Consider the following 11,121-nt stretch of genomic DNA (forward strand, 5'->3'; position numbering starts at 1 on the left):
CTTCCCCTGCTTCCCCTGCTTCCCCTGCTTCCCCTGCTTCCCCTGCTTCCCCTGCTCCCGCCGCTTCCCCATCACCTTATTTCCGACAATTATCACAATGTCCACATTTTAATCCCATCGCCTCCTTTTTAAACCCAAACGCCTTTAATAAAAACTGCCAACGACATTGACGGGTTGTCAAGTATTGTGTCATCAATTTCTGTACTTGGACTTGATGGGAACTTAAGTTCGCCAAAGCGCGGGAATCGGGGGATGGGTGTTTGTGATAATGAAAGGGATCTTGCCATTCCAATTGTTCTGCACTGTGCAGCAGGGCTAATGCAACCTCTCCCTGGCGAAATTGTTGGCTGACAGCGGCTACATTTCCCTGTTCGGGTAGCTTTTTGACTAAACGCTGGGCATCTTGGTATTGCGATCGCATCTGATCAACAAAAAATTGACGCTTTTGCTTATCCTCTGAATTTAACCACCCTGTTGGCTCACTGATCAACGTCAGCGCATCTGCGGGTTTACCATCGCGTCCACCCCGACCGACTTCTTGGATATATTCTGATAATAATTGGGGGGGCTGAAAATGTACCACCCACCGCACATTGGGCTTATTGATGCCCATCCCAAAGGCGCAGGTACACACTACAAATTGAGTTTTGCCACTCAGCCAACTCTGTTCAATCTCTCGCCGTTCTTGGGAACTTAACCCGGCGTGGTAGGCGGTTGTCGCATATCCCCGTTCCCTAAACCATTGGGCTAATTCCTCGCCATCTCGCCGCGAACGGACATAAACTAACCCCGATTGCCGATTTCTGGCTTGGATGAAGCGTAACATCTTCTGGCGGCGTCCCCGTGGTGTCCAGACGATTTGCACGTCTAGGTTGAGGTTTTGGCGATAGGGACTGATTAAAAAGGCTTGGGGGTGTTGTAATTGCAACACCTGGCTGATGGTGTCTTGGGCGCTGGGATCAGCCGTCGCCGTAAATGCTGCGATCGGGATTTGGCTGCCCGGTGGCTTAGACTTGAGTAGGGTGGGTCGTACTGCCCCTAGGCGTCGATATGCAGGTCGAAAGGTATCACCCCATTGAACCAGACAATGTGCCTCATCGAGAATTAATCCATTAATTTTTAGATGGGGCTGAGAGAGTCGTTCCCAGACAGGCGCACTTAATAGGGTTTCTGGAGAGAGGTAGAGTAATCGGAGTTCCTGGTTTTCTAGGGCTTGCAGGGTTTTTCGGCGTTGTTGCGGGGTTAATTGACTATGTAACAGGGCGGCGGGTAAGTTGCGATCGCGTAATTCTTGTACTTGATTTTCCATTAAAGCAACTAATGGGGAAACCACCAAGGTTAATCCGGTTTGTAAGAGGGCGGGAAGTTGAAAACAAATTGATTTCCCCCCACCTGTGGGTAACACAATCAGTGCATCTCGCCCTTCCAAAATACTCCGAATAATCTCACCTTGAGGCGGACGGAAATTATCATATCCCCATATTTTTTTAAAGGCGATGCGGACATCGTTCCAGGATGTGGTTTCGGTCATGCTCATGGGTATGCAGAGAGGTTAGGGACAGGTGTAGATATCTGAACCTGATACTTGTTTGTCTTTAAACGTTAATTTTTACTGACTAAGGGAACAATAGTTTCGGGTTCTCTAGTCAATTACTACCCTAGCATAAGACTGTTTCCAACTAATTTTATCAAGTTGGCTTAAAGTTTTTGTTAAAACTCTTCTAAAAATAAGAGCAATAAAGCTTAATTATTTTTTAAGGTTAATGGTTGTTTTGTATGTCAATAAAGGTTAGTCCGGAAGCGTTTCTCGCCGCCTATAGCGATTATATAGTGATTGTAGGGATAACCGAGGCGGATATCCAGGACTTAGACCATTATCCGATAAGCGATCGCCTTTTGGCACAGGTACTGAGTCAGATTCTGACTCTTAATCCCGTGGTGGTGGGGTTAAGTTTGTTTCGCGATGTTCCGGTGAATTATGGGGAAACTCGTAGAGACGTTCCGGTGGAACGTCTGACCGTGGAACATTCAGCAAACTAGCCTCCCCATCGGCTGGCTGAATCACCATAAACCCACCCCCGCCAATATTCCCACAACAGGGATGAACCACGGCTAAAGCATACCCCACCCCCACCGCTGCATCAATCGCATTTCCCCCCGATAGTAAAATTTCTTGTCCCACCCGCGACGCTTCCTGATGCGCCGTCACCACCATCCCCCGTTCCCCCTGTACCGCTTCCGTCTGTTGGGGATAAGAGGGAAACAGCCGACAACTCGTCCAACTGAGTATCCCATATAGATAATCTAACGGATGATAGAGGCTGCGTGCGATCGCCATATCCAATCCAATCGCTGCAACCATGGATGCGATAATCAATAGCAGGATTTTCTTTTTGCGTGTGAGTTTCATGGCATGACTGAATGCCCAGTAAGCCCGATATTAAACCGGAAACCGAACTACTATCCGTTACTATGACTCGAACTCGCCTATTTTCCCAACTTACCCTAACGGTTGTCACCCTTGTCGGATTAACCGTTACCTTACCTCCCCGAATCAATCCCTTGACTGTCTCACCCGTATTCGCCCAAACCCAGAATACCTCAAAGACTGAAGCCGATAGACTATTACAGCAGGGAACTCAGCAATTGCAAAGGGGTCAAATTCGGGAAGCGATTGAGTCTTGGCAAACATCTTTATCGATTTATCAAGAAATTAGCGATGAACAAGGTGTCGCTAACTCCATAGTGAGTTTGGGAATAGCTTACGACAATCTCTCTCAGTACGAGAAAGCGATTGAATTTTATCAGCAGGCTTTATCAATTTATCAGGACATTGGTGATAGACAAGGTGTCGCTGGTTCCTTTGTGAGTTTGGCAAATAGTTATGATGCTCTCTCCCAACACCAAAAAGCAATTAATTTTTATCAGCAAGCTTTGTCAATTTTTCAGGACATTGACTATAAGCTAGGTGAAGCGAACTGCCTTCTAAATTTAGGATTATCTTATATAAACCTGTCTCACTATGATAAAGCCATTGAACTTATTCAGCAAGCCTTATCAATTTTCCAAGAACTTGGAAACAACCGGGGGCGAGCCAATTCGATCAACAATTTAGGACTTATTCATCAACATTTATCCCAACATGATAAAGCCATTGATTTTTTTCAACAATCTTTGCCTATCTATCAAGAAATTGGGGATAAAAGAGGTATAGCTCGTTCCCTCAATAATTTGGGACTTGCTTACAGCAATCTCTCTCAGTATGAAAAATCGATTGATTTTTTTCAACAATCTTTAACTCTCTATCAGCAAATTGGCAACAGACAAGGTGTGGCTGGTGTTCTCGTCAATTTGGGAGTAGCTTACAGCAATCTCTCTCAGTACGATAAATCAATTGATTTCTATCAGCAGTCATTGTCTATTTTTCAAGAAATTGGTGATATAAAAGGTTTGGCAAATTCCCTCATGGGTTTGGGAATAATTTATGCCAAAAATTCTGAATACGAGAAAGCCATTGAATTTTATCAGCAGTCATTATCTATCTTTCAAGAAATTGGTGATAGACGAGGCGAAGCTCAAATCCTTGGTAATTTAGGAATGGCTTATATCCAAATTAATCAATACGATAAAGCCGTAGAATTTAATCAAGAATCTTTATCTATTTTTCAAGAAATTGGTGATAAATTTGGTGAATTTAAATCCCTCTACAATTTAGGATTAACTTACCGCGCTCTGGGACAAGAACAGAAAGCCAGAGAATTCTTTGAGGAGTCTCAAGCCATTAGACAAGAAATCGGGATAGATTAGGATAAAGACTAGATATAAATAATAAGTTATAGAATGAAGTGCGATTGCATCCCGTAACCTCAAACCGTATTCGCGCAATTCAGATGAATATTATTATAGAATTACGGATGAACAGACAGGGTGAAACTTGTTTACCAATCCTGAATCGTGTGAGTCATGAAATGGAATCCAGCAAATATCCTCACCCTACTGGCACTACTAACCCCCCCTAGCCACGCCCAAATTATCCCCGATTCCAGCTTACCCATCAACTCCCAAGTTAACCCAGAATCCAACCAACTCACCATCACTGGCGGCACCCCCATCGGCACCAACCTCTTTCACAGCTTTACTGACTTTAACACCAATCCCGGAAACGCCGCCTATTTTACCCCAGCCACCGGAATTGAAACCATCATCAGCCGCGTCACCGGAACCAATCCCTCTCAGATTCTGGGAACATTAGCTTAAACAGCTTCTTTTACGAATTCTTGGTTTTGATCAACTTGTTTGAGTGCCATTTCCAAATCTGTGGTAAGCTGTTGAGCACCTTTTTTCGCCGACTGACTGCAATACTTGGCGACATCTAAAGCCGATCCAATCTGAATGTCAATATCAGAACCTCGCTGAGGAACAGGTTCGCTATAACGGATGCTAACGGGTACAATTTTTAATCCCAAACCCGGTTGATTAGATTCGGCTTGCAGGGCAATTCTCGCCATACCGGGTTTAAGTGGATTAACCTCACCATGGCGAAAAATATTACCTTCGGGAAACATAACTAGGGCTTCGCCACGACGCAGGAGTTCAACACTGTGGCGGATACTGCTGATTCCCGGTTGTTTCGTATTCACCGGAAACCCACCCATGCGGCGGATAAACCAGCCTTGTAATCCTTTCATTTCATCTTGCGACACCATAAACCGCAAATCCCGTCCTGTGACAGGTTTCCCAGCGGCATAAGCCATGGTTAACCCATCCCAACGCGATCGATGGGTGGGTGCTAAGATAACTGGACCCGTTTTGGGAATGTTGTCTTGTCCCCTCACTTGCAGCCGCCCAAAATAAATAGGCATGAGGATACGGCGACCCAAGGGATAGAGGATGGAGGTTAACAAAGGGGATACACTGGAGTTGACGGGAACTATTTTGGCGGAATTGACCGTCTTTGAATCAGGCTTGTCCAAGTTGGAGGGGGTTTGGTTCTGTTCACGGGATTGGAGTTGCATCATAAGGGATTCGGTTTTTGGTGTGTTTCGACTCTCCACTCTTACCTTATGAGGTCTGACTACCCCTGTCGTCTACTGAAGGGACAGTTCTGTTAATGTCATGGTTAAGCGTTGATTGTCGATCGCGCTGGCGTCGTTGGGCAAACCAGGATTTCAGATACTCTCGACATTCGGTTTCCATAATCCCAGCCAAGACGGGTAAGCGATGGTTGGAGTAAGCGCTATCAGGACTATTGGCAACAGTGCGGATTGTGCCCGTTTTGGGATCATCGGCGCCATACACCAGCAAACCCAGCCGCGCCAAGATAATCGCCCCAGCACACATGGCGCAGGGTTCTAAGGTGACATAAAGGGTGCAGGTGTTTAAATGCCAGGTGTTTAAGGCTTGTCCGGCGGCACGTAGGGCGAGGATTTCTGCGTGGGCGGTAGGATCGCGATCGCGTTCTCGCCGATTTTCGCCGGTGGCGATGAGGTTATCCTGATTATCAATAATTACTGCACCAACAGGGACTTCCCCCACTTCCCCCGCCGATTTTGCGATCGCGAGGGACCTGTTCATCCAGTGGCGATGCTTTTGATAGGCAACGTGATTAATAGGCGGTAACATTTAGAGTAGATATATGAAGAAACTTTAAAACACCCCTTGGCGACTTTACCCTAATGGGAACTAAAAGCGTATACTCTCAGAATCAATTGAGTCATTCAGCGTCTGCGGTTCCCCCAGCTTCCCAGACGCGCCATGGCGCGTCTCTACATGCTTCCCCTCACCACAATACTTATTCAGCCAGCCCTAACTATTTGGGTTTTCTGGTGCTGTGGATTATTTTACTCGTACCATCTCTCACTGGATGTGGGATTAATCCCAAGACAGAAGCTGGGGCGCAACCCAAACCCCCTGGTGCAGAAGAGAAAACCAGTACAGCCGTAAACGTCGCGATCGCAGAAACGGGATGGGTGATCGAACCCATAGAATATAAAGGTAACACTCAACCCCTGCGGGATATCTCGCTGCGATCTCAAATCGAAGGGCGGGTGTTGAATCTAGCGGTTGATATTGGCGATCGGGTGCAACAAGGACAAATTTTAGCCCAGATTGACGACGCTTTATTACAAATAGCTGTAACGGAAGCCCAAGCTGAACTCGCCGCCCTCAAGTCAGAAGTCGCCCGCGCCCAAACCCAGGTAGGAAATGCCCAAGCCAGGGCAGAACAAGCCCGGTTAGAATTGCAGCAAGCTAAAGTTGATGCAACACGGTTACAAAACCTGGCGCAAGAAGGCGCAATTTCTCGACAAGAAGCCGAATTAGCCCAAACCGCCGCCGCCACCGCCCAACAAAACCTGCAAGCCACCCTCAAACAAATTCGCACCGAACAACAAGCCGTTGCTGCTGCACAAGAGAGAGTTAAGGCGCAGCAAGCTATTTTGGCTGAAAATAAAGAACGTCAATCCTATGCGTTACTCGCCTCCCCGATTAACGGTGTGGTATTAGAACGAATCACTGAACCGGGGAATTTAGTCACACCAGGAAGTGAATTGTTGAAGTTAGGGGATTTCTCTCAGGTAAAAGTAGAAGTTCGGGTTTCAGATCGAGAATTAGCGGATATTCAGGTGGGACAATCGGTAACGGTGCAGTTAGACGCCCTTACCCATGAATCCTTTGCCGGAAAAGTGACCCGAATTTCGCCAGCGGCGGATAGTGAAGCCTTACAAATCCCTGTAGAAGTGACGATTCCCAACCCGAATCGTCAAATTGGGAGTGGACTTTTAGCCCGAGTTAGCTTCACCCCAAATACCCAAGCCCAAGTCGTTGTTCCGCAAACAGCGTTAGAGGTTGGCGGAGAGTCGGGGCGTGGAGAGACTCAGACGGCGAAAACGACTAAAACCTCAGGGAAAGAAACCGTATTTGTCGTGGTGGAAAATGGGGGTGAGTCTAAAGTTAAAGCCCGTCAAGTAGAAATTAGCGATCGCGCTAAGGGTAGAGTGGCTATTGTATCCGGTTTAAAGCCAGGGGAACGGTTTGTGGTTCGCAGTGATGCGCCGTTAAAGGATGGCGATACAGTGCGCTTGAGTATTTTATCAGCAAGTTAGAGAAGGCTCTTTTTAGGTTGGGTTTAGGAATGTAGACGAAGCCTTCTCGGAGAGTAACCCCATAAACCACGGCGATTGAAATCGCTGCTACACAAACAAAGTCCGCCTACGCGGACTAATTTCTAACGGGAGTATTGATATCATGTCCGATAAAAACACTTGAAACGATGGTACTTCTATATTAGTCCACTAAAGTGGACTTGAGCTATTAGCCCGGAGTTTGAACTCCGGGCGAGCCTTATTCAGCAGACCCTATTGATATCATGTCCGATAAAAACACTTGAAACGATGGTACTTCTATATTAGTCCACTAAAGTGGACTTGAGCTATTAGCCCGGAGTTTGAACTCCGGGCGAGCCACTTATTCAGCAGACCCTATTGATATCATGTCCGATAAAAACACCTGAAACGATGGTACTGCTATATTAGTCCACTAAAGTGGACTTGAGCTATTAGCCCGGAGTTTGAACTCCGGGCTTCGGGCAGATGTCGGGGCTATTTAATTAACACAACTTGTTTAAAAACACAACCTAATCTAAATAGGTTTTCTCCTCAATCTCTCAAATAGCCTGATCACAGGCGTTACAGTTAAGAAAATAGGCGCAATCTAAGAAAAAACCATGTCTCAAACCACGATTGAATCGGCTCCTGTTGATTTAGCTTTACCGCCAACCCAGTATGACTTACCCTGTGATGACGATATTCCCATGGAAACTCAGCGACATTTTCTGCAAATGCAAATACTTAGGGATACTCTCGTCGCGTGGTTGGCTCAACGAGAGGATGGCTATGTTGGCGGTAATATGTTCCTCTATTTCAGTGCGGCTCAAATCAAAAACCAAGACTTTCGCGGTCCTGATGTCTTTGTCGTGTTGGGAGTTCCCAAAGGTGAACGACTCAGTTGGGTTGTGTGGGATGAAGGCAAAGCACCGGATGTTGTGATTGAGTTAATTTCTGATAGTACAGCCACCAAAGATAAAACCGAAAAGAAACAAATTTACCAAGATAAAGTGAGAGTCCCGGAATATTTTTGGTACAATCCTTTTGATTCAGAAGATTGGGCTGGATTTAGTTTACAAGGTGGTATGTATCAACCCATGAATTTGGATGAACAAGGACGATTTGTCAGCCAAGTATTAGGTTTAGCGTTAGTGCGTTGGCAAGGTTCCTATAAAGACATTCAAACAACCTGGCTGCGTTGGGCGACATTAGCGGGAGAGTTGTTACTCACTCCTGAAGAAGAAGCGGCACAAGCTCAACAACAAGCTGAACAGGCTCAACAGCAAGCTGAACAAGCTCAACAACGAGCCGAACAAGTGGCTGAACGCCTACGAGAAATGGGAATTGATCCGGATGAGGTTGAAAAGATTTAAGCCATGAACTAAAGTTCTGGCTCAAAGCTTAAACCCGTTAAAACGGGTTGAAAGTCTTACCTCGTAGGGTGGGCATTGCCCAGCAGCCAAAATTTCAGTACCATTCATAATCTTTAGGGTCAGATTATCGATGCAAGAACTTTCGGGTGCTGCGGGTGGAAGTTGGCGAATCATTGATGAAGTATTTGACTCAACTGTTGTGCTACAGCAAGATAATCTATCCTGCGCTCCAGCTTGTGGTGAAATGCTACTTAAAGAGTGGGGAATTAATGATATTACCCAGTCAGCGATCGCGGCTGAGACTGGAGTACCTGTAGATGTAAGATATCTAGCTCTTACCCTGAATCAACTGGCTCCCAGTAATATTGGAATATGGCGTGGTGGTAATTTTGGGGTTGAGCTAGCAGAAATGCCAACTCTCCTGAAGAGATTAAGTGTGAAAGGTTCGTGGGCAGCAGAAATGAAAGAATTTGGCAATCCTATCGCTCATCTGGTGATTGTTGATGGGTTTGATGAAGCTGGAAGATTACGGATTCGAGACCCTTGGAATGGCACTCGATATAAAATGGAGGAAGCAGAATTTTTGAATTATTGGAATACACGAGGCGTTTACTTGGAGAAAAACGTATGAAGACAAGTTTACTTTCAATTCAGCCTGTAGAAGGAACAAATGAATTTAAAGTTCTGATGGTGATTGGTGATAATCGCCAGCAATTTACTTTTACGGTTGAGCATCCTGAACAAGAATCATTTACGGTTATTGGTGGAGATATTAATTTCTGTAAGTTTTTTAGGTTCAATCAACATATATCAGCTAAAGTAGGGGACTTAGTTGGGCAATTTGAGCAGGGTAAAATCGTGGAATTACCTGTGAATGTGGGTAATTTTTATACTCCAGAAGCAGCGATGGAACGGCAAAGTAATTTCTGCCAAAGGGAGCGGGTTTGAGGCTTGATTGTTGAATTTCTTAGGACAATGTTCTATGTCATCAGATTTAGGCACAAACATCACATATTGTAGGGACACGGCAATGCCTTGTCCGTGTCAACTTAAGGTAAATAGCAGGGAAAGCGGGGGGTGTAGGGGAGCGATCGCGTGTGATGATTCATCCTTTGATTTTCCAGGATAATGCTATAGTCAGTAGGCGTTTGCTCTAGTACCACACCTCACCCCTAAAAGCAGGGATCGCTCCTCTACAAAAGCCATACATACGACCAACTTCCGCTCTATCTAGTTTCAAAGCTGTTGCATCAAAAATGTTGAGCAGTTCTTCTATAGAAGGATACAAATTGATAAGCCACTGAGAGTAATCACGTACAAAGGCTGTAAGAATGGGACGTGCTTGAGAATAATATAGGTAAAGCCCTTGTAAAGAGAGGTATTGTTCCTCTGATAAGTAGGGAGGAGCTTCAATATCAGCTAATCCTAATACAAATTCTCCTTGATAAAAAGCAGCATCTGAATCAAGTAAAAGCTCCTCAATCCAGGGAATTAAAATTCTTTTAATTCGTTCAGCAACAGGTGCAAAGTAACGACTACTAAGTGCAGCTTCAAATATTGAGCGAGAGTAGCCGTCAAGGTAGCTTAAGACATAAACAATAGGTAAGTTAGGAAGTGAGTTAGATTGTCGATTCCACTGAATTGTCAAAATAGTTCTCAGTAGTTTATCTCTTTGTTCTTGAACTCCAACAATAAATACTGTATATATTGCTAGTGCCAATGGATAAAGTCGAACAAAGCGGCTTGCATCTGTAAAAGTGGTGTTAAGAGGTACAGATTGTTTCGCTAAGATTCTGAAAGCCTTGGCTATCGGAGTAATGAATTGTCCATTTTGGTCATAATAAACAATTGTTGCTAAGATTCGCACGAAGCGTTCAGTTTTGGCTTCCAAGTATTCAATACATTGCTGGCACTGTGACTGATTTTGTTTTGATAGCACCCAAGGGCAAGCTTCAAGTTCCCCCTGCATCACCTCAGCTAAAGCTTTAGCTTCTTGTACCACTAGGTTATTCAAGAATATGTAGCGATTAGGCTCAGATAGATATTGTTCAACTAGCTTAATAATTTCTTCAGTAGTTTTGGGTAAGTTGTTAGTAGTCTGAACCATTCCAGGATTGATCTTAAGCTTCGCTAAGATTTCAAAAGCAAAAGCACTAGCATTTTGTGCAGCAATTTTTTGAAATCCAGCATCATCGGCATTGCCCTTTCCCTCAATCATATCTGAGATACCACGAATAATTAACGCATTGATTTCCGGGTTGGCGCGGAGAGCTTTAAGAACACCGTGGCTCTCCATCTCTACTGCTAGCGCATCACCATAATTTTGACGTAGTTGCTGGTAAACTTCAGAACGGGTTGAAGCCACTACTTTGTCGCCTGCGGCTATAGCTCCAACCCAAGCTTTCGGTTCCAAGTCCGAACTAGAACCTTGAATCCTCTGTAACCACTCTTCCTTTCTCGCCTCAGCCCTAGCTCGCTGTTCCATACGATAGCTGACTTGGCTGACATTAGGTCTTGGCTGGAAAGTTTCGACAACTTTTCCCGACTCGTACCCATAAACTTTCGTTGCGGCTACCACATCACCAAGTTTGACATCCTTGAGTCCACCTGCTACCCCAACGAATAGGATAACGTTCGGCTGGAAA

The 11,121-nt window shown here is 45.2% G+C and carries 12 protein-coding genes; 7 read left to right on the top strand and 5 right to left on the bottom strand.

Going from position 1 to position 11,121, the window contains the following annotated elements:
* Positions 1–76: 76 nt before the first annotated feature.
* On the bottom strand, positions 77–1,537 hold the full coding sequence (locus RIC07_RS19370) for a RecQ family ATP-dependent DNA helicase (protein ID WP_446395947.1): 1,461 nt from the start codon (positions 1,535–1,537) through the stop codon (positions 77–79).
* A gap of 239 nt (positions 1,538–1,776) precedes the next feature.
* Here RIC07_RS19370 and RIC07_RS19375 point away from each other — a divergent pair, with 239 nt between their 5' ends.
* Positions 1,777–2,040 carry a CHASE2 domain-containing protein gene (locus RIC07_RS19375; RefSeq protein ID WP_446395948.1) on the top strand — a complete coding sequence of 88 codons (264 nt, stop codon included), beginning with the start codon at positions 1,777–1,779 and terminating at the stop codon, positions 2,038–2,040.
* On the opposite strand, the gene RIC07_RS19380 is transcribed toward RIC07_RS19375, so the two are convergent.
* Positions 1,928–2,410, bottom strand: coding sequence for a gamma-glutamyltransferase (locus RIC07_RS19380; RefSeq protein WP_446395949.1), 483 nt, complete (start codon positions 2,408–2,410; stop codon positions 1,928–1,930). The two genes, RIC07_RS19375 and RIC07_RS19380, sit on opposite strands and share 113 nt — an antisense overlap.
* Positions 2,411–2,421: 11 nt before the next feature.
* Between RIC07_RS19380 and RIC07_RS19385 the strand changes: the two genes are divergently transcribed.
* A complete protein-coding gene (locus tag RIC07_RS19385) occupies positions 2,422–3,807 on the top strand; it encodes a tetratricopeptide repeat protein (protein ID WP_446395950.1) in 1,386 nt (461 codons plus the stop codon).
* A gap of 156 nt (positions 3,808–3,963) precedes the next feature.
* Positions 3,964–4,257 carry a two-partner secretion domain-containing protein gene (locus tag RIC07_RS19390; RefSeq protein WP_446395951.1) on the top strand — a complete coding sequence of 98 codons (294 nt, stop codon included), beginning with the start codon at positions 3,964–3,966 and terminating at the stop codon, positions 4,255–4,257.
* Here RIC07_RS19390 and RIC07_RS19395 read toward each other — a convergent pair.
* Positions 4,254–5,015 carry a lysophospholipid acyltransferase family protein gene (locus tag RIC07_RS19395; protein WP_446395958.1) on the bottom strand — a complete coding sequence of 254 codons (762 nt, stop codon included), beginning with the start codon at positions 5,013–5,015 and terminating at the stop codon, positions 4,254–4,256. The two genes, RIC07_RS19390 and RIC07_RS19395, sit on opposite strands and share 4 nt — an antisense overlap.
* A gap of 46 nt (positions 5,016–5,061) precedes the next feature.
* Entirely contained in the window at positions 5,062–5,622 is a 561-nt protein-coding gene (tadA, locus tag RIC07_RS19400) for a tRNA adenosine(34) deaminase TadA (protein WP_446395952.1), read from the bottom strand.
* An 86-nt stretch (positions 5,623–5,708) separates the two neighbouring features.
* On the opposite strand from tadA, the gene RIC07_RS19405 reads away from it, so the two are divergent.
* The 4 genes from RIC07_RS19405 (at position 5,709) to RIC07_RS19420 (ending at position 9,424) form a co-directional block, all read left to right on the top strand.
* The gene (locus RIC07_RS19405) at positions 5,709–7,103 is read left to right on the top strand and encodes an efflux RND transporter periplasmic adaptor subunit (RefSeq protein ID WP_446395953.1); all 1,395 of its coding nucleotides are present in this window, start codon (positions 5,709–5,711) and stop codon (positions 7,101–7,103) included.
* A 620-nt stretch (positions 7,104–7,723) separates the two neighbouring features.
* A complete protein-coding gene (locus tag RIC07_RS19410) occupies positions 7,724–8,476 on the top strand; it encodes a Uma2 family endonuclease (protein WP_446395954.1) in 753 nt (250 codons plus the stop codon).
* Between the two features lie 130 nt (positions 8,477–8,606).
* On the top strand, positions 8,607–9,107 hold the full coding sequence (locus RIC07_RS19415) for a papain-like cysteine protease family protein (RefSeq protein ID WP_446395955.1): 501 nt from the start codon (positions 8,607–8,609) through the stop codon (positions 9,105–9,107).
* On the top strand, positions 9,104–9,424 hold the full coding sequence (locus RIC07_RS19420; RefSeq protein WP_446395956.1) for a hypothetical protein: 321 nt from the start codon (positions 9,104–9,106) through the stop codon (positions 9,422–9,424). Before RIC07_RS19415 ends, RIC07_RS19420 begins: the two co-directional genes overlap by 4 nt.
* A 205-nt stretch (positions 9,425–9,629) precedes the next feature.
* On the opposite strand, the gene RIC07_RS19425 is transcribed toward RIC07_RS19420, so the two are convergent.
* The coding region (locus RIC07_RS19425) for a 5'-methylthioadenosine/S-adenosylhomocysteine nucleosidase family protein (protein ID WP_446395957.1) at positions 9,630–11,121 on the bottom strand (1,492 nt) is incomplete at its 5' end.

The organism is Coleofasciculus sp. E1-EBD-02 (assembly GCF_040218245.1).
Taxonomy (GTDB): Bacteria; Cyanobacteriota; Cyanobacteriia; order Cyanobacteriales; family Coleofasciculaceae; genus Coleofasciculus.